17 protein-coding genes are annotated in these 17,281 nt (G+C 56.0%); 10 read left to right on the top strand and 7 right to left on the bottom strand.

What is annotated here, in order from left to right; translation table 11 throughout:
- The first annotated feature begins 244 nt into the window (after positions 1-244).
- On the top strand, positions 245-442 hold the full coding sequence (locus tag Q0746_RS12510; RefSeq protein WP_298260737.1) for a hypothetical protein: 198 nt from the start codon (positions 245-247) through the stop codon (positions 440-442).
- 63 nt (positions 443-505) lie between these two features.
- Here the strand turns inward: Q0746_RS12510 and Q0746_RS12505 are convergent, their stop codons facing one another.
- Entirely contained in the window at positions 506-2,173 is a 1,668-nt protein-coding gene (locus tag Q0746_RS12505) for a tetratricopeptide repeat-containing sulfotransferase family protein (RefSeq protein ID WP_298260735.1), read from the bottom strand.
- 62 nt (positions 2,174-2,235) lie between these two features.
- Positions 2,236-2,970 (bottom strand): sulfotransferase, encoded by a 735-nt coding sequence (locus Q0746_RS12500; protein ID WP_298260733.1) that lies wholly within the window; start codon positions 2,968-2,970, stop codon positions 2,236-2,238.
- 322 nt (positions 2,971-3,292) lie between these two features.
- On the opposite strand from Q0746_RS12500, the gene Q0746_RS12495 reads away from it, so the two are divergent.
- Entirely contained in the window at positions 3,293-4,081 is a 789-nt protein-coding gene (locus tag Q0746_RS12495) for a Hint domain-containing protein (RefSeq protein WP_298260731.1), read from the top strand.
- Here Q0746_RS12495 and Q0746_RS12490 read toward each other — a convergent pair.
- Positions 4,078-4,578, bottom strand: a complete 501-nt coding sequence (locus Q0746_RS12490; protein WP_298260729.1) for an Lrp/AsnC family transcriptional regulator — start codon at positions 4,576-4,578, stop codon at positions 4,078-4,080. The two genes, Q0746_RS12495 and Q0746_RS12490, sit on opposite strands and share 4 nt — an antisense overlap.
- Positions 4,579-4,750: 172 nt before the next feature.
- Here Q0746_RS12490 and trxB point away from each other — a divergent pair, with 172 nt between their 5' ends.
- The 3 genes from trxB (at position 4,751) to Q0746_RS12475 (ending at position 8,611) form a co-directional block, all read left to right on the top strand.
- The gene (trxB, locus tag Q0746_RS12485; protein ID WP_298260727.1) at positions 4,751-5,692 is read left to right on the top strand and encodes a thioredoxin-disulfide reductase; all 942 of its coding nucleotides are present in this window, start codon (positions 4,751-4,753) and stop codon (positions 5,690-5,692) included.
- Positions 5,693-5,890: 198 nt separating this feature from the next.
- Positions 5,891-7,951, top strand: a complete 2,061-nt coding sequence (locus Q0746_RS12480) for a bifunctional sulfate adenylyltransferase/adenylylsulfate kinase (RefSeq protein WP_298260725.1) — start codon at positions 5,891-5,893, stop codon at positions 7,949-7,951.
- A gap of 111 nt (positions 7,952-8,062) precedes the next feature.
- Positions 8,063-8,611: a pyridoxamine 5'-phosphate oxidase family protein gene (locus Q0746_RS12475; RefSeq protein ID WP_298260723.1), complete on the top strand. Its 549-nt coding sequence runs from the start codon at positions 8,063-8,065 to the stop codon at positions 8,609-8,611.
- Here the strand turns inward: Q0746_RS12475 and Q0746_RS12470 are convergent.
- The 3 genes from Q0746_RS12470 to Q0746_RS12460 are packed head-to-tail and all read right to left on the bottom strand — an operon-like array spanning position 8,608 to position 10,125.
- Positions 8,608-9,483, bottom strand: coding sequence for a PhzF family phenazine biosynthesis protein (locus Q0746_RS12470; protein ID WP_298260721.1), 876 nt, complete (start codon positions 9,481-9,483; stop codon positions 8,608-8,610). The genes Q0746_RS12475 and Q0746_RS12470 overlap by 4 nt on opposite strands.
- The gene (locus tag Q0746_RS12465) at positions 9,480-9,710 is read right to left on the bottom strand and encodes a DUF1150 family protein (protein ID WP_298260719.1); all 231 of its coding nucleotides are present in this window, start codon (positions 9,708-9,710) and stop codon (positions 9,480-9,482) included. Before Q0746_RS12465 ends, Q0746_RS12470 begins: the two co-directional genes overlap by 4 nt.
- Positions 9,711-9,714: 4 nt before the next feature.
- Complete coding sequence (locus Q0746_RS12460; protein WP_298260717.1) at positions 9,715-10,125, bottom strand: Hsp20 family protein; 411 nt, start codon at positions 10,123-10,125, stop codon at positions 9,715-9,717.
- Between the two features lie 188 nt (positions 10,126-10,313).
- On the opposite strand from Q0746_RS12460, the gene Q0746_RS12455 reads away from it, so the two are divergent.
- The 3 genes from Q0746_RS12455 to Q0746_RS12445 are packed head-to-tail and all read left to right on the top strand — an operon-like array spanning position 10,314 to position 12,132.
- Positions 10,314-10,514: a DUF465 domain-containing protein gene (locus Q0746_RS12455; RefSeq protein ID WP_298261273.1), complete on the top strand. Its 201-nt coding sequence runs from the start codon at positions 10,314-10,316 to the stop codon at positions 10,512-10,514.
- 57 nt (positions 10,515-10,571) lie between these two features.
- On the top strand, positions 10,572-11,066 hold the full coding sequence (purE, locus tag Q0746_RS12450) for a 5-(carboxyamino)imidazole ribonucleotide mutase (RefSeq protein WP_298260715.1): 495 nt from the start codon (positions 10,572-10,574) through the stop codon (positions 11,064-11,066).
- Positions 11,059-12,132, top strand: coding sequence for a 5-(carboxyamino)imidazole ribonucleotide synthase (locus tag Q0746_RS12445; protein ID WP_298260713.1), 1,074 nt, complete (start codon positions 11,059-11,061; stop codon positions 12,130-12,132). Before purE ends, Q0746_RS12445 begins: the two co-directional genes overlap by 8 nt.
- A 4-nt stretch (positions 12,133-12,136) precedes the next feature.
- Here Q0746_RS12445 and Q0746_RS12440 read toward each other — a convergent pair whose 3' ends face one another.
- On the bottom strand, positions 12,137-12,943 hold the full coding sequence (locus Q0746_RS12440) for an alpha/beta fold hydrolase (RefSeq protein ID WP_298260711.1): 807 nt from the start codon (positions 12,941-12,943) through the stop codon (positions 12,137-12,139).
- A gap of 207 nt (positions 12,944-13,150) precedes the next feature.
- Here Q0746_RS12440 and topA point away from each other — a divergent pair, with 207 nt between their 5' ends.
- Positions 13,151-15,907 (top strand): type I DNA topoisomerase, encoded by a 2,757-nt coding sequence (gene topA / locus Q0746_RS12435; RefSeq protein WP_298260709.1) that lies wholly within the window; start codon positions 13,151-13,153, stop codon positions 15,905-15,907.
- Positions 15,908-16,077: 170 nt separating this feature from the next.
- On the top strand, positions 16,078-17,280 hold the full coding sequence (locus tag Q0746_RS12430) for a glycerophosphodiester phosphodiesterase family protein (protein ID WP_298260708.1): 1,203 nt from the start codon (positions 16,078-16,080) through the stop codon (positions 17,278-17,280).
- The last annotated feature ends 1 nt before the right edge of the window (position 17,281 follow it).

Here is a 17,281-nt window from a genome sequence, read left to right as displayed (position 1 = left end):
CGTTATGCAGCTTATACACTCAAATATCCTTGAATTACTGGCGTTCACGTTCCTTTGCATCGTCGTCGTCCTTCGCCACAATTATCTACAAAGAAATTTAAGAAAGTTTGAACGACGACATGCCCCTGCCCCATTGCCGTGGTGGATTGTACCTGTCCCCAAGCGGGACACGAATTTTACGAACGGGGCCACAACGCAGCGATCACGCAGCACCGCTCCGACACCATAAGTTGGGAGAAACACAATGGGTAAAAGTAACCGCTGGATGACTTGGGTTCTTGAAGAAAGTGCGCGCACGGATGTGACCATGCCTTGGGCACGTGGTGTAGAGCCGAACTGGCAATCTCGCTTGGCACATGAAGCACCTGGCCTTGCGAAAATCCTTTCGACTCCTCTGTCCGATGACATGGGTGACCTGCGTGTGGCGGGGATGTCTCGCTAACCGCGTGTATCATCGCCATTTGGATGCAATACACCTAGATCACGCAGCCAAACTTGAACGGCACTATTCCTCAATAGGGCCATAGGCTTTCAGAAATGGCTGCATATTCGCCTCAAACTTCTTCCAAGCGCCGACTGACGAAGAATACATCGGCTGGCGCACCTGAGTTGCAGATAAAGTGCGCACCTCGCGCTTGGTCTCGTAAAAGGACAGGCAGGCGTCTTCCCACTCAAGCCCGACAGCATCGACAAGAGCACGCGACTGGGCCTCGGGCTCCGCGATCAATTCTTCATAGCGTATTTCGTGGAAAGCATCGGGGCACTGCCCGCGCCAAAACTCTACCATCTCCTCAAACTGGCGAAGAAACACCGCAATGTCCTCTAGCTTGTTGGAATAGCGATGCAACCCAGCGCGAAACTGGTTCTTGTATAGCGATAAGGCATTGTCACGCGGGTCGCGTCGTACCACGACAAAGCGCGCATTTGGCATCGCTTTGGCAAGAAACCCGATTAATGAAAAGCTAGAGATCGATTTATCCGTGACATGCGTGGCGTCCGGAAACAGGTTCTGCAGCTGTGATTGGAACTCTTTTGCGGCCTCAACGCATTCGGCCAACAAAGCATTCCCATCCAGTTTGCCTCCCCCTTTCGGACTGACCAACAGATCGCTAATTTGGGGTTGGATGAGTCCCAACTCCCCGCCGCCTTCGACGCTGGAATGTGACGCAAGAATTTGTTCCACCAACGTCGTCCCCGAACGCGGCGCTCCGGTCACAAATATCGGCGCGGCGTCACTGACTGGGCCACGACACTCTTTGATCTGCTCATACAAATCCTGAACATCTTCAATCCGCTGCTTCACCGCCGCTGCATCATAGGGAAACACACGCGCGACGGCATGGTTGGCCTGATCCAAATAGGTAAATACTTCGCCAAATTGTCCGCTGTCCTCCATTCCTTTTGCCAAGGAAAATGCCAGCATCGGGAGCTCCTCATCTCCCAAACGTTTTGACTTTAGGGCCGTCTTCATTTTCGGGATATTTGCATCGTCGGCTGTCATCTTTGTTTGCGACGCATATAAGGTGTAATGCCGACCGGAGTTCGGCGCGATTTCGATCGCCTTTTGAACAGTCGCGCGGGCCTCCTCAATCCGGCCCATGGTTTGCAGCAAGCTGGATTTTCTGAACAAAATCATATCGTTCAAAGGAGTTAACGAAAGAGCTTTGTCAAATTGGGCCAGTGCATCGGTGTAGTTTTTCAACTCTGCCAGCGCGTTGCCGTATTCAGCATAGACGCGCGCTTGTCGAAACCCATTTGAAATAGCCGAATTAAACAAATCTGCCGCGTCATCCCATCGCGAGTCGCGCAGGGCCGCAAGGCCTTTAAAATATGCAAATGTTGGTGTCTTGCCCAACACCGGCTTTGCGCGATCTAGCAAAACGTCAAAGTTCTTGGGGTTGGGATGTTGGCGGGCCATGTTCAGATAGCTTGTCCAAATCGCAGGCTCGTTCGGGCGCAGCTTCAATGCGGCTTCAAATTGTGCCGCCGCCTCCGCGGCTTTGCCGAGGCGCACGAAAACCTCCGCGAGGTTAAACCGGACTTCCGCCAATTGCGGGGCCGCTTTCACCAGTTGCGTGTACCCTTTTTCAGCCTCATGCAATCGGCCACGATCTTGGGCTTGGCGCGCTTTGGCAAAAAGCTGCTTTATTTGTTGATTGCTCAAAGTTGCCATCAGTCACGTACCCTATGCCAAATCAGGGAAACATCTATCATCAGCGCCCCTTGTTCACCAGACTAGGACAGCAACATCGTCGCCGCAGAGCTTTGATTTCGCCGCCAAATAGGTTGCGCAGGAATTTGGGATCTTGCCGCGGCCTGCCCCCCAGGAAGCCAGAACCGCCTTGCTTGCTTCGCCGCGGGCATCACCGCGGCCTTTGCAGTCCCAGCAAGCGTGCGGAAATCATGCTTAAACATCGGCTCCCGTAAAAAACTGTAAGTCGCCTGAAACACTTGTTCGGCGTCCTGCAGCATGCGGTCATAATCGATCAGTAACATGCGCGCGGCGGCCGGTCCGTCCAGGGCGCTTTGCAACTGCAAAATGGGGCGGCCAATTTCGCCCGTGAGGGACATCAATGAAGTTGGTGATTGCGCCTCTCCCGCGTCTTCGGCGATTTCTGCAGCGATCCGTTCTGGCTCTCGTACCAGTATGACAAAGCGCGACAGCGGAAAAATTGCCCCCAATGTCGTGATATGCGACAGCCATTTAGGGTTGTTGTCAACGACCACGGCGTCGATGCCTCTGGCGTGATGGGCCGCATCCAACGTGCTTCGGAGCAGGGCTGCATGTGTTCGCGCGTCGATGTCCGAGAATGGCTGCCCCGACGTATCCGCGCCATTGCACACCGCATCCACCAGCCGCTCGGCGGGGCTATCGCTTGAGACGCAAAACTTCGGGTTTTGCCCCAGCAGCTTTGTGAACTGCCGCGCCCCTGACTTCGGCAATCCCGCCACAAAGTGGAAGCGCGTCATCGAGACAACTTTCAACGTGGGATCTTTACTTGTTACCTGCACCATTCGCCTCATTCACCGACACATTCGAGGGTGAAATGACTGTGACAGAGCGATTCGAAACTGTCCATTGCTCAAGCACGACGCGAAAGATTGGCGCATTCTGGAAAAGCCAGAAACGGTACTGTGAACCAGACTGCATTGTCTTCAGAAACGCGCCGAATAAGTGCCATTTATTGACTTAAGAACATATTTCTTTGTATTGTTTACACATCTTAAACACGCACTTCTGCGCGCCGGTGGGGACCGACGCAGTCACGCATAGACCTGAAAGGGACGACGCATGGCCTATTCCCCTGACGCCCACACAAATCTGACAGCTTTTGAAGTTGGCGCAGCTCGGTCCACAGTATACCGCTCTCCGGCACGCGCCCGAATGCGTGCCTTATCTCGCCCCTATGACATCGCATGGCTGAGCCCTAAAGGTGAGGCCCGCTACGACACCGTCATCGCCCCCTCGCTTCCAGTGGTAGAATGCGCCTGCGCGAATATGGCACGCGGGGCATTGATCGCGACAAGCAATGGCCCCGTCGCCGTCGAAGATCTCACCCCTGGTACGATGATCACCACATCCGAGCATGGGGCCATTCCGTTGCAATGGGTGGGCTCTTACGAGATGTCTTTGCGCGAAGCCCAAACGGCAGATCGTGGCGCCTTGTATCGAGTGACTTCGGAAGCCTTCGGCCTTGCCAAACCGTCGCAAGATTTGCTTCTAGCCCAGCGCGCCCATCTTCTGTTTACCCATTCGAAATGCCGAACTCTCTTCGGCACCGAGAAGGCCTTTGCACCGATCCGCGCATTCGATGATGGGACATCGATTTTTTCCGTGCAGCCCGCCTCCCCGATTTCAATGTTTAACCTTGGCTTCGACAGGCAAGCGACAATCAAGGTAAACGGGTTGGAGGTCGAAAGCTTTCACCCCGGCCCGCATACAGCCGCCTTGATCGACGACGAAATGCGCGAGGCATTGCTGCGCCTGTTTCCACAAGCCCGCGGGTTGGAATTTTTTGGCCCGCAGACGACAAACCGCATGACCGCGTTTGAAATGCACGCAATCCGCGACGGGTCCTAGTCTATCTGGGACAGCCGTTCTTCGACGACTTCAAACGGAACACCGGGGTCGTCTTTGGCCACGCGGATCACCAGCGACGTCTTCACACTTGCCACGTTTTCGGCCGAAGTCAGCTCTTCGGTCAAAAACCGCTGGAAGCCGCTTAGGTCGGGGGCCACGCATTTCAAGATAAAGTCGACTTCACCATTCAACATGTGGCACTCGCGGACCAAGGGCCATTCTGCGCATCGCGCTTCAAAGGCAGATAGATCGGCTTCGGCCTGACTTTGCAGCCCCACCATCGCGAAGACCTTCACCTCGAAGCCAAGCGCCCTGCCCTCCACATCGGCATGATACCCCCGAATGTAGCCCGATTCTTCGAGTGTCCGCACACGGCGCAAACACGGCGGCGCAGAAATACCCACGCGTTTCGCCAGCTCTACGTTGGTCATTCGCCCGTCAGTTTGTAACTCAGAAAGAATTTTGCGGTCGATCTCGTCGAGTTTTGACATGGCCATTGCGGACTCCTTAACTTCCAAACGTCTTACGCCAGAGGCACCTAATGCGCAATAATATTTCAAGCTTGCGCAATATTTCAAATGATCTGCAAATTGTTCGCTGCCCCCTTTCGCTTGGGCCACAGCGCAATTATATGTGTCGGACTTCAAAAATCGCCGATGGGAATCCGCTATGTCAGACACGCGCCACACCAAAGTTTTGATCATCGGCTCGGGCCCCGCAGGGTATACCGCTGGCGTCTACGCCTCGCGGGCCTTGCTCGACCCGATCTTGGTGCAAGGCATCGAGCCTGGCGGCCAATTGACCACCACCACCGAAGTTGAAAACTGGCCGGGTGACACCGAGGTGCAAGGCCCAGACTTGATGGTGCGCATGCAAGATCATGCAAAGGCCATGGGCTGCGAGATTATCGGCGATATTATCACTGACCTCGACACCACATCCCGCCCGTTCAAGGCGAAAGGCGACAGCGGCACCATCTACACCGCCGACGCGGTGATTTTGGCCACCGGCGCGCGCGCCAAATGGTTGGGTCTGGAGACCGAAGAGAAATTCAAAGGCTTCGGCGTGTCCGCATGTGCCACATGCGACGGTTTCTTCTACCGGAACCAAGAAATCGTCGTCATCGGTGGGGGCAACACAGCCGTTGAGGAAGCGCTGTTCCTGACTAAGTTCGCCTCCAAGGTGACATTGGTCCATCGCCGCGATGAGTTGCGGGCCGAGAAGATCCTCATCGATCGCTTGGAAAAGAACCCGAAGATTGAGCCTTTGTGGTTCCACGAGCTGGTCGAAGTCACAGGCACCGAGGCCCCTCTCAGCGTCGAGGGGATTAAGGTAAAGCACACGAAAACCGGCGAAATCACCGATATCCCGTGCAAAGGCGTCTTCGTGGCCATTGGCCACGCCCCTTCAAACGAGTTGGTCAAAGACGTGCTGGAAACTCATATGGGCGGATATGTAGTGACCAAACCCGACAGCACTGAAACCTCAATCCCAGGTATTTTTGCTGCTGGCGATTTGACCGATCACAAGTATCGGCAAGCCGTCACAAGTGCTGGCATGGGCTGTATGGCAGCACTTGAGGCCGAGCGCTTCTTGTCCGAAGAAGACTAATCCACCGAAATCCTTCGGCCTGCACCACATGGTTTCAAGAGCGCCTCCGAGACATCGGCAGGCGCTCTTTTTGACTGTGGCTATTTTGCTTCGACAAATGCTGCATTGCTTTCCCCGCAAATCCCCTCTTGTTTTTGTCGTGAAATCTGCGATGCGTTCACCCGTGAACACACCTGAACCAAAAATACGACCTCGCCGATGAAACCCGCTTTGGACAATGAAGACCTGCTTTTCCGGCTTTTGCGCCAGCTGGATCTGACGCCAGAGGCGTCGCAACGGGCGACCGCCACCGCTTTGGGGGTGTCGCTTGGGCGGCTCAACTCCCTTTTGCGCGCGGCGACCGAGGCCGGTTTGGTCAAGATCAGCAACCGCGCAGGGCCAGACAAACGCCAACGCTTTGAATACGCCTTAACGGCGCGCGGCGGCTCCACAAAAAACCAACTCACCAACGCGTTTCTCAAACGAAAGTTCGAAGAATACGACGCTCTTCACGCCGAATTAACCGGCACTCACGCAAGCCTCTCCCCACTCAGTGACAGGACAAGACTAATGAACAACGCCTTAACGCCAATCCCAGAACTCTATGTGTCATACGACAGCGCCCAGAAAATGAAGCTGGAAGCCGCAGAACTGACATCTTGGGACCTGACCCCACGCCAAATCTGCGACCTAGAACTGTTGATGAACGGCGGCTTCAACCCCCTCAAAGGGTTCCTGTCCGAGGCCGACTACGACAGCGTCGTTGAAACCATGCGCCTGACCACGGGTGAGCTTTGGCCAATGCCAATCACCTTGGACGTGGGTGACGAATTCGCACAGTCCATCGAAGTCGGCCAAGACATTGCCTTGCGCGACCAAGAAGGCGTGATTTTGGCGATGATGTCTGTGACCGACAAATGGGAGCCGAACAAAGCCCTTGAGGCTGAAAAAGTCTTCGGCGCGGATGACACCGCCCACCCTGCGGTGAACTACCTGCACAACCAAGCGGGCAAAATCTACCTTGGCGGCCCGATTACCGGCATTCAGCAGCCGGTGCATTATGATTTCCGCGCCCGTCGCGACACACCAAACGAGATGCGCGCCTACTTCCGCAAAATGGGCTGGCGCAAAGTTGTGGCCTTCCAGACCCGCAACCCATTGCACCGCGCGCACCAAGAACTGACGTTCCGCGCCGCCAAAGAAGCGCAGGCCAACCTATTGATCCACCCAGTTGTGGGCATGACCAAACCGGGCGACATCGATCACTTCACACGGGTGCGCTGCTACGAGGCGGTGTTGGACCAATACCCCTCCTCCACCACGTCCATGAGCCTGTTAAACTTGGCCATGCGCATGGCAGGCCCACGCGAGGCTGTTTGGCACGGCCTGATCCGTAAGAACCACGGCTGCACGCACTTCATCGTGGGTCGTGATCATGCCGGCCCTGGCTCCAACTCTGCGGGAGAGGACTTCTACGGGCCGTATGATGCACAGGATTTGTTCCGCGAGCACCAAGAAGAAATGGGCATCGAAATGGTCGACTTCAAGCACATGGTCTATGTGCAAGAGCGGGCCCAATACGAACCCGCGGATGAGATCAAAGACCGCGAAAACGTTACTGTCCTGAATATTTCTGGCACCGAGTTGCGCCGCCGTTTGGCCGAAGGCTTGGAAATCCCTGAATGGTTCTCCTTCCCGCAAGTGGTCACAGAACTGCGCAAGTCACGTCCTCCGCGTGCAAACCAAGGCTTTACGGTGTTCTTCACTGGTTTTTCCGGCTCTGGCAAATCCACAATTGCGAACGCCTTGATGGTGAAATTGATGGAAATGGGCGGGCGTCCGGTTACTTTGCTGGATGGTGACATCGTGCGTAAGAATCTCAGCTCCGAGCTGGGCTTCTCAAAAGAGCACCGCGACCTCAACATCCGTCGTATCGGCTACGTGGCTTCCGAGATCACCAAAAACGGTGGCATCGCCATCTGTGCACCGATTGCCCCCTACGCCACCACGCGTCGCGCAGTACGCGAGGACATCGAAGCCTTTGGGGCCTTCATCGAAGTCCATGTTGCGACCAGCATCGAGGAATGCGAGCGTCGCGACCGCAAGGGCCTCTACAAGCTTGCTCGGGAAGGAAAGATCAAAGAATTCACAGGGATTTCTGATCCCTATGACGTCCCCGAGAACCCAGAGCTGTCGGTCGAAACCGAGAATGTTGAAGTCGACAACTGCGCACATCAGGTGATTTTGAAACTGGAGTCGATGGGCCTGATCAAAGGCTAATCACCTCCCCAAAAAAGAACGACAGTAAGGCCTTCCTTCAACGGGAAGGCCTTTTTTGTTGACCCAATTAAATGTTCCACTTACGTTCTCATGCAGACAGGAGCATCACCTATGGCACATGGAACCAAGCTCAACGGCAGTCTGCGCAGCTTCATCGAACGACAAAAAGTCTTCTTTGTTGCGACGGCCGCAGAAACTGGCACTGTTAATCTATCGCCCAAAGGGGCTGACAGCCTGCGCATCTTGGACGACACCCGCATTATGTGGCTCAACCTTACGGGCAGCGGCAATGAAACCGCGGGGCATGTGCAGCGCCAAAACCGCATGACATTGATGTTTTGTGCCTTTGAGGGCGACGCCCTAATTCTGCGGCTGTACGGCACGGTCAACACCTTGCATCCGCGTGATGCACAGTGGGATGCAGCGGCCGAAGCATTTCCCGAAATGGCAGGGTCACGGCAAATTTTCGAATTCAAAATTGACCGTCTTCAGACCTCATGCGGCACAGGTGTCCCCCTGATGCCGTTTCAAGAAGATCGCGTCGACGATGAGCTGCTGCCATATTACGCCGATATGGGCCCTGAGGGCGTGGACGCTTACTGGCGCAAGAAGAATACCACCACAATTGATGGCTTCGACACCGGCCTTTTTGAAGACTAGGGCCGCATCTCGCCTGACATCACAATGCGCCCCTGACCGGAGACTTTCACGCCCGCAATCGCGTCGCGTGGGCCTAATAGCTCGACGCGCGCATTGCCTGGCCGCCCCATATCATGGCCTTGCTGCGCAATGTAATTCGGGGCCTCGATCATCCCATGACGCCACAAATACGCCGCAGCACAGCCGGTGGCCGACCCCGTAAACGGATCCTCTGCGGGGCTAGGCGGCAATAGCAAAAGGCGGCCAAATGTGGCCCCCGCATCAGTTGCCCCACCTAAAGCCACCAGATAGGGCTCCATGACCGGAGCGCCATCTAGCCGCACGGTCTTTTGAAATTCCCTGAGTTCCGCGACATCGATCTGGGCACGCCTCAGCGCATCATGATCGCGCAAGACCGTGATCACGAATGGCAACCCAGTCGACACGATCTGCGGCTGCCCCACGATATCCTCTTTGGTCAACCCAACGCATCTGGCTACTTTCTCAGCCGGCACCTCATCTCCAAAGATTGGTGCGTTTTGGGTCATTGTGATCCAGCCGTCGTCAGAAACCTCAACAGCGATGATCCCAGCGCCGGTCTCCAATGTCAGATTCGGCCCCGAAATCAGCCCGCGCGACAAGGCCGAATGCACCGAAGCGATCGTCGGATGCCCTGCGAAGGGTATTTCATGTGTGGGGAAGAAATAGCGTACTTTCATGTCGGCCACATCCGAAGGGCCAATGAAGGTGCATTCCACCAGACCGGTCTCTTTTGTGAACTTCAAACATGTCTCAACGGGCAGGTTCCCATCGTCATACACCACCGCGCAGCCGTTGCCCCCGAATGCGTCATTCGTAAAGGCATCAACCCAGTCAAATGCGAACCCGCTCAATGTACTGTCACAGGTGCATAGTCATTTTGGCGCGCCAGCATGAAAGCCATTTCTCGGTCCTTCACCAAAGCCAGCCGCTCCCCGTCGGCCCCATGCACCGCATAAAGCTGATCAATGCCGCCCAATTCTTGGCGCAGGTCTTCTGGCAACTCAGTTGCATCAACGGCGCGGACATAGGCGATACGGGCGTCCCCGCCCAAGGTTTTCAGATCTACAGGTGTGTCCATGAGTTTATCCTTTGTTGATCTTAATTGTTTGCACAATCGTATCGGGCACCGCGCGCCTCAGGTCGACATGCAGCAAGCCGTTTTCGGTTTCCGCCCCTGCAACTTCCACCCCGTCCGCCAGCACGAAGGCCTTTTGGAATTGGCGCGCAGCGATGCCACGATGCAAGAATATACGGTCCTCATCAGGATCGGCTTGCTTGCCGCGCACGATCAGCTGGCGATCCTCGACCGTTATCGACAAGTCGTCTTCACCAAAACCGGCCACGGCCAGCGTGATGCGATACGCGTTCTTGGCGGATTGTTCGATGTTAAACGGCGGATACCCGTTTTCGGATTTGGCGGTGCGTTCCACCAATCGCTCCAACTGGTCGAACCCCAGCAAGAAGGGGTGTGACCCCAAGGTAAGTTTTGTCATGGCACAGTCCTGTTGGTTCTAGCGACTTTGCAAATTTGGCCCCCGAAGGCAGCCGTCCTTAGAAAATGGGGGGTGAGGAGAAATGAATCAAGGGCAAGATCAGTGAATCACTAGACAGAACGCATTCGCCCCCCCACATTACAGCCACCCGCAGGAAAGAGCCTATCCCCGTGAAGTCATCTGAAAACATGTCCAAGAACGATGTTCTTCGCGTCAAGCTTGAAGTCCTCAAGCGCGAGCACCGTGATTTGGACGAAGCCATCGCCGCCTTGCAAGAGAAGGCCGCGCCTGATCAGCTGACCTTACGTCGCCTGAAAAAGCAAAAACTGTCCCTCAAGGACCGTATTACCGCCCTTGAAGACCAGCTTGTCCCAGATATTATTGCGTGATCGTTCCGAGCCGCTATAAGGACGACTTCAATTCAGTATCCTGAAAGCGGCCCTATCATGAGCAATCCATCTGTCCCCGTAGGTATTATTATGGGCAGCCAGTCCGACTGGCCCACGATGAAAGAAGCCGCCGATATTCTCGACGCTCTTGGCATTGCCTATGAGGCCAAGATCGTATCCGCCCATCGCACCCCAGATCGCCTTTGGGACTACGGCAAAACCGCTGCAGATCGCGGGCTTCAGGTGATTATCGCCGGTGCAGGCGGCGCGGCCCATCTGCCTGGAATGATGGCCTCCAAAACCCGCGTGCCTGTAGTTGGCGTGCCGGTTCAAACCAAAGCTTTGTCCGGCGTCGATAGCCTCTACTCGATCGTGCAGATGCCGAAGGGTTTCCCTGTTGCGACCATGGCAATCGGTGCCGCTGGTGCGGCCAATGCGGGCCTCATGGCGGCAGGCATCTTGGCGTTGCAAGACGCGGAATTGGCTGTGCGACTGGACACATGGCGCGCCGACCTCGCGGCTTCGATCCCGCAGGAGCCCACAGATGTCTAATCCGCTGCCAACCAATGCGACCATCGGCATTCTGGGGGGCGGCCAATTGGGGCGTATGCTGTCTGTTGCCGCCTCTCGACTGGGGTTCAAGACTTGCGTGTTTGAGCCAAGCGCGAACTGCCCTGCCTCTCATGTTGCAGACCGCCATATCCAAGCGTCTTATGACGACACTTCTGCCCTGCGCGCGTTCGGCGAAAGCGTCGATGTTATCACCTATGAATTCGAGAATATTCCTGCCTCGGCCTTGGACTTGCTGGAAACTCTGCGGGACGTCCGGCCGAACCGCCGCGCCTTAACCATCAGCCAAGACCGCATGAACGAGAAGGCCTTTTTGCAAGACCTTGGTCTGTCTGTGGCCCCGTTTGCACCGGTTGAAACCTTGGAGGACATGCACAAAGCTGTCGCCGAAGTCGGCGCGCCCTCCATCCTAAAGACACGCACGTTGGGATACGACGGCAAAGGGCAAGCTCGCCTGCGCCAAGCCAGCGACGCCGAAGCCGCGTTCAACGCCATGGACGGGGCGAAGGCCGTGCTTGAAGGCTTCGTCGATTTCACCTGCGAGATTTCGATCATCGCTGCGCGTTCGGCAGACGGCCAAGTTGCCTGTTTTGACCCAGGTCAGAACGTTCACCGCGACGGCATTCTCGACACCACCACGGTTCCCGCCGCCATTCCCGCGTCACTTGGGTTGGACGCGGTACTGATGGCTGGCCGCGTTCTCAATGCGCTGGATTACATCGGCGTGCTGGGCGTAGAGCTTTTCGTGACTCCGGCGGGCCTTATCGTCAACGAGATCGCGCCACGCGTGCATAATTCAGGTCACTGGACCCAGAACGGCTGTGTGATCGACCAATTTGAGCAACACATCCGCGCAGTCGCAGGTTGGCCGCTGGGGGATGGCAGCCGCCATTCAAACGTAGTCATGGAAAATCTGATCGGGGCGGATATGGACAAGGTGCCTTCTCTTGCAACCGAGCCAAACGTGGCCCTGCATCTGTATGGCAAACTGGACGCCAAAGCAGGCCGAAAAATGGGGCACCTGAACCGGATCACCCCAAAGGGCTGATCCGTCAGTCGCTGCTTAGAGCTTGCTCGACAGTTTCTCCGACCGCTTCACTGACTTCGGCTGCGGCCTCCGAGACCGCCTCCCCTGCGACATCGGCGACTTGAGCCGCGACCTCCGTCAATGTCAGTTCGTGGTCGAATGCGCCTTGCTCTAAAAACTCCATGGTCTGCGCTACGACCAAGGGGGCGTTCATCATGAAGGTATGGGTCACCGGTAGCGCCAGGTGGTCAGTCATCCCGTCCACTTTGGTTCGCTCTACCGAGACTTTCCCGTCATCAGGGCCGGTAATCAGCATTGAATAGAGCGGGTTCATTGACTTCGTCCCCGCAATTACGCCCAACGGAAAATCCACCGGACCCAACACATTCGGGACGGAATCAGGCCCTGTGTGCAACTGCGCCCCTGCTGGCCCGTTAACCCACTCGAAGGGCTCCCAAGCGCTTAGCTCGTCGACCAGCTCGGACCCTTTGTTGGGAGGCGACAACATTACCACTCGTCCTAAATTTGGTAATTCATTCCCCTCCAGCCAGTCGCGCACCAAGATTCCCCCCATCGAATGTGTGACGAAATGGATGGGGGTATTGGCGTCGCATTCGGCAACTGCTGCGGGGATTGTCGCGTTGGACAAGGCGCCGATGGTTTCGGTCGTTGAGGGGTAGGATGGATTTACGGTTTGGTAGCCATTGCTTTGCAATGTTTGCTCCATCACCGAGAGCGAAAAACTACTGCGCGCCAGCCCGTGCAACAACACAACGCAATCAGCGGTGGCCATCGTGGGCACAAACAAAAATGGAAAGACTAAATATTTCATACGCCCCACATAGACCCTTAGATTCAAAGTTTCACCCACCTCGCTGTCGAAACTTGCGACATTTGAGCCGCGTAGACCCATTTTCCCCGTGATAGAGGCGTGAAACCCGACACCTCAACGGGCATTTGATCACACCCCTGTTGACAACACATATGCCGCGGCCACATGTAACCGCTCAATATTGTAGTCGTTTAAGGAGAGGCAGTTATGCCCGTAGTTGTCGTCGAGTCGCCCGCAAAGGCCAAGACAATTAACAAATATCTCGGATCAGACTACACTGTGCTTGCCTCTTACGGGCACGTTCGGGACCTGCCGCCAAAAGACGGATCGGTGGATCCGGAGAATGATTTTGACATGTTGTGGGAAGTTGGCAGCGACTCCAAGAAGCACGTCAAGGCCATCGCGGACGCCCTGAAAGAAGATAACAACCTCATTCTCGCGACCGACCCCGACCGCGAAGGTGAAGCCATCTCGTGGCACCTTGAGGAGACCCTGCGCAAACGGAAGGTCATCAAAAAGGATACCCCCGTCAGCCGCGTTGTGTTTAACGCCATTACAAAGACCGCCGTCACCGAGGCGATGAAAAACCCGCGCAAAGTGGACCAACCGCTGGTGGACGCCTATCTGGCACGCCGCGCGTTGGACTATCTCGTGGGCTTCAAGCTTTCACCGGTTTTGTGGCGCCGCCTGCCGGGTGCGAAATCTGCGGGCCGTGTGCAATCAGTTTGCTTGCGTCTGATCGTTGACCGCGAAATGGAAATCGAGAAGTTCAACAACAAAGAATACTGGACCGTAAAGGCCATGTTGTCGAACTCTCGTGGCCAGAATTACGAGGCACGGCTGACCACATTGGCCGGCAAAAAGCTTGATAAATTCGACATCGCCAATGACACCGCTGCCGAATTGGCCGTGGCTGCGATCAACTCGCGCAATCTCAAGGTCACCAGCGTTGAGGCCAAACCAGGCTCTCGCAATCCTTCTGCCCCTTTCATGACCTCGACCCTGCAACAAGAGGCCAGCCGCAAATTCGGCATGGGTGCCCGCCAAACCATGAGCGCCGCGCAACGCCTCTATGAAGCCGGTCACATCACATACATGCGAACCGATGGCATCGACATGGCGCCAGAGGCCATCGCCGCCGCGCGAGACGCGATCAAAGACAAATTCGGCGATCAATATGTCCCCGGCGAGCCGCGCATCTACAAAAACAAAGCAAAGAATGCCCAAGAAGCGCACGAATGTATCCGCCCGACAGAATTGGCCAAAGGCGTCGAGGACCTGTCGATCATCGATGCGGATCAACGAAAGCTTTACGACCTTATCTACAAGCGCACCGTGGCCTCGCAAATGGCTGCGGCCAAGCTGGAGCGCACAACGGTCCTGATCGGCTCTGATGACCAACAGGTCGAGCTGCGCGCATCCGGCCAAGTGATGATGTTTGACGGCTTCTTGCGCGTCTATGAAGAAGGCAAAGACGACGACGCCGTTCTTGATGATGACGACAAATCCCTGCCGCAAATCAGCCAAGGCGAGACCGCCAATCTGGCAAAGACATCGTATTTCGAAGAGTTCAAGAAGGCCGCAAAGTCTTCGGATGACGTGGTCGAAGATGTCAAATCCACGGCTTCGGTGCAATCCAATGGTGCTGCAGTTATCTCAGCGAATGAAGCCATCCTTGGCACACAGCATTTCACCCAGCCCCCCCCCCGTTACACCGAGGCGACATTGGTCAAGCGCATGGAAGAGCTGGGCATTGGTCGCCCCTCCACCTACGCGTCGATCGTAACCACCATTCAAGACCGCAGCTATGTGGTCAAAGAAAAGAACCGCCTTATTCCGGAAGACAAAGGCCGCCTTGTGACGGTCTTCCTGTCCAACTTCTTCTCGCGCTACGTGGAATATGACTTCACCGCCGCGTTGGAAGGGGAACTGGATGACGTCTCCGCAGGGGAGCGGAACTACAAAAACGTACTGGATCGCTTTTGGCGTGACTTCTCAGTGGCAATTGCCGAGGCCTTGGATTTGTCGATCACCGAGGTGCTCGAAAAATTGAACGACGTGCTGACACCACATATCTTCCCCGACAACGAAGAAGGCACGGACCCGCGTCTTTGCCCCAATTGTGGTGAAGGGCGCTTGTCCATGCGCACCGCGCGTTCAGGCGGGGCTTTCATCGGTTGCTCGCGCTACCCAGATTGCAAATACACGCGCCCCTTCGGCCCGCCAAACCCCGAACTCGAAGCCAGCGCCATCCCGCCAGAAGGTAAACTTTTGGGCGAAGATGATGGCGACAATATCTGGATTCACAAAGGCCGCTTTGGCCCCTACGCCCAGCGTGGTGAAGTGACCGAGGAAAACAAAAAGCCGAACCGTCAGTCGATCCCGAAGGAATGGCCGCCGGAGGACATTGACCTGCCTCAGGCAGTACGCCTGTTGTCCTTGCCGCGTCTTTTGGGCCCACACCCAGAGGACGGCGTGAACGTCTGGTCCAACATCGGACGGTACGGCCCCTATCTGAAACATGCGGACACCACTTCGAACCGAGGTGGCACCAACGCCAACCTCGAAAGCCTTGAGGATGTGTTCACTGTGGGCATGAACCACGCGGTGCAACTGCTCGCAGAAAAAGTCGCGTCTCGCGGCGGGCGCGGGGCTGCAGCCAAAACCCTGCGCGACATGGGCGATCATCCCGATGACGGCGGCAACATCTCGATTATGGAAGGCAAATACGGCCCCTATGTGAAATGGGAAAAGGTCAATGCCACGATCCCCAAGGAGGTTTCGCCGGATGATCTGACTTTGGATCAAGCCATGCAGCTGATTGTCGAGAAGCAATCCAAAGGCGGCACCAAGCGTAAGGCACCAGCCAAGAAGAAGGCCGCCCCCAAGAAGAAACCAGCGGCGAAAAAGCCTGCTGCGAAGAAAAAAGCGCCCGCCAAAAAGAAAACGGACGCTGAGGAATGATCGTCAAAGGGCTGCTGGTTTTACTGGCAGTCTTTTGCACGCTGGTCGCGCTTTTGGTCTTTGCCAAGTCGCGACCAGCCTCAGCACAAATCGTGCCAGCCAGTCATCAAACTGTCACCGAACCCTGAGTAGATGCGAGGACGAAACCAAGCTTCTACAAAGGCATCTCAATGACCCACTCCAAATATTTGCTCGCCACGCTTTGCGCGCTATTGACCTCTCCGGCGATCAGCCAAGACACGCAAGTCGGGCCTCGCCCGCTGTATCTGGTCGACCGGATGGATGATGGCGCACTTAAGGACAAGCTGCTGTCCTGCGCAAACGACCCCGTCACCCGCACAGCCTTCTCAATCGGCCACCGCGGCGCTGCGTTGCAGTTTCCGGAACACACCGCCCAAAGCTACACAGCCGCGTCCCGCATGGGGGCAGGAATCATCGAGTGCGACGTCACTTTTACCTCCGACAAGAAACTGGTTTGCCGCCACGCACAAAACGATCTGCACACCACCACCAACATTCTGGCCACTGAGCTGGCCAACAAATGCACGACCCCTTTCTCGCCAGCCAAAGATGGCGCACCGGCCAGCGCGGAGTGCCGCACCTCTGATCTGACACTGGCGGAGTTTCAAACCCTGATTGGCAAAATGGACGCCGCAGACTCCTCCGCCACCACCTTGGAGGGCTACATGAACGCCACTGCGGATTGGCGCACAGATCTCTATGCCCACCAAGGCAGCTTGATGACCCACGCCCAAAGCATTGCCTTGATCAAATCCGCCGGTGGCAAGTTCACGCCAGAACTCAAATCCCCAGCGGTCACAATGCCCTTCAATGGCTTCACCCAAGAGGCCTATGCGCAGATGATGATCGACGAATACAAAGCCGCGGGCATCCCCGCGACAGATGTTTGGGCACAAAGCTTCAACCTTGATGACATCCTGTACTGGATCAAAGCAGAGCCGGAGTTTGGTGCGCAGGCCGTCTATCTTGTGCAATGGCACGACGGGTTCGACGAGCAAGACCACACAACATGGAAAGAAGACTTCGCCTCGCTGAAGAGCCAAGGGGTCAACTATCTCGCCCCCTCAATGAACATGTTGATGACCAACGCGGATGGGGAACTTGCTGCTTCCAACTACGCAAAAGCCGCGCGTGAAGCTGGGCTGTTGCTTATCAGCTGGTCGTTGGAGCGCTCCGGCCCGCTGCACACTGGCGGCGGGTGGTATTACAAATCGGTAAACGATCTGATTACCTCTGATGGCGACCTATACGAGGTGATCGACACCCTTGCCCAAGATGTGGGCGTCGTTGGGCTGTTTTCTGATTGGCCTGCGACCGTTAGCTACTACGCAAGCTGCATGAAACTGCCATAAC

This window comes from uncultured Litoreibacter sp. (genome assembly GCF_947487515.1).
Lineage (GTDB): Bacteria > Pseudomonadota > Alphaproteobacteria > Rhodobacterales > Rhodobacteraceae > Litoreibacter.
Note: the sequence above shows the minus strand (reverse complement) of the source record. Positions and strands in the feature narration are given on the sequence as shown.

Bases quoted from the DNA above. Each gene is read 5' to 3' on its own strand.
- Q0746_RS12495 (WP_298260731.1), top strand. From the start codon at position 3,293: ATGGCCTATTCCCCTGACGCCCACACAAATCTGACAGCTTTTGAAGTT.
- Q0746_RS12505 (WP_298260735.1), bottom strand. From the start codon at position 2,173: ATGGCAACTTTGAGCAATCAACAAATAAAGCAGCTTTTTGCCAAAGCG.
- Q0746_RS12480 (WP_298260725.1), top strand. From the start codon at position 5,891: ATGAAACCCGCTTTGGACAATGAAGACCTGCTTTTCCGGCTTTTGCGC.
- Q0746_RS12455 (WP_298261273.1), top strand. From the start codon at position 10,314: ATGTCCAAGAACGATGTTCTTCGCGTCAAGCTTGAAGTCCTCAAGCGC.
- Q0746_RS12445 (WP_298260713.1), top strand. From the start codon at position 11,059: ATGTCTAATCCGCTGCCAACCAATGCGACCATCGGCATTCTGGGGGGC.
- Q0746_RS12460 (WP_298260717.1), bottom strand. From the start codon at position 10,125: ATGACAAAACTTACCTTGGGGTCACACCCCTTCTTGCTGGGGTTCGAC.
- purE (WP_298260715.1), top strand. From the start codon at position 10,572: ATGAGCAATCCATCTGTCCCCGTAGGTATTATTATGGGCAGCCAGTCC.
- Q0746_RS12510 (WP_298260737.1), top strand. From the start codon at position 245: ATGGGTAAAAGTAACCGCTGGATGACTTGGGTTCTTGAAGAAAGTGCG.
- Q0746_RS12465 (WP_298260719.1), bottom strand. From the start codon at position 9,710: ATGGACACACCTGTAGATCTGAAAACCTTGGGCGGGGACGCCCGTATC.
- Q0746_RS12430 (WP_298260708.1), top strand. From the start codon at position 16,078: ATGACCCACTCCAAATATTTGCTCGCCACGCTTTGCGCGCTATTGACC.
- Q0746_RS12500 (WP_298260733.1), bottom strand. From the start codon at position 2,970: ATGACGCGCTTCCACTTTGTGGCGGGATTGCCGAAGTCAGGGGCGCGG.
- Q0746_RS12440 (WP_298260711.1), bottom strand. From the start codon at position 12,943: ATGAAATATTTAGTCTTTCCATTTTTGTTTGTGCCCACGATGGCCACC.
- Q0746_RS12490 (WP_298260729.1), bottom strand. From the start codon at position 4,578: ATGGCCATGTCAAAACTCGACGAGATCGACCGCAAAATTCTTTCTGAG.
- trxB (WP_298260727.1), top strand. From the start codon at position 4,751: ATGTCAGACACGCGCCACACCAAAGTTTTGATCATCGGCTCGGGCCCC.
- Q0746_RS12475 (WP_298260723.1), top strand. From the start codon at position 8,063: ATGGCACATGGAACCAAGCTCAACGGCAGTCTGCGCAGCTTCATCGAA.
- topA (WP_298260709.1), top strand. From the start codon at position 13,151: ATGCCCGTAGTTGTCGTCGAGTCGCCCGCAAAGGCCAAGACAATTAAC.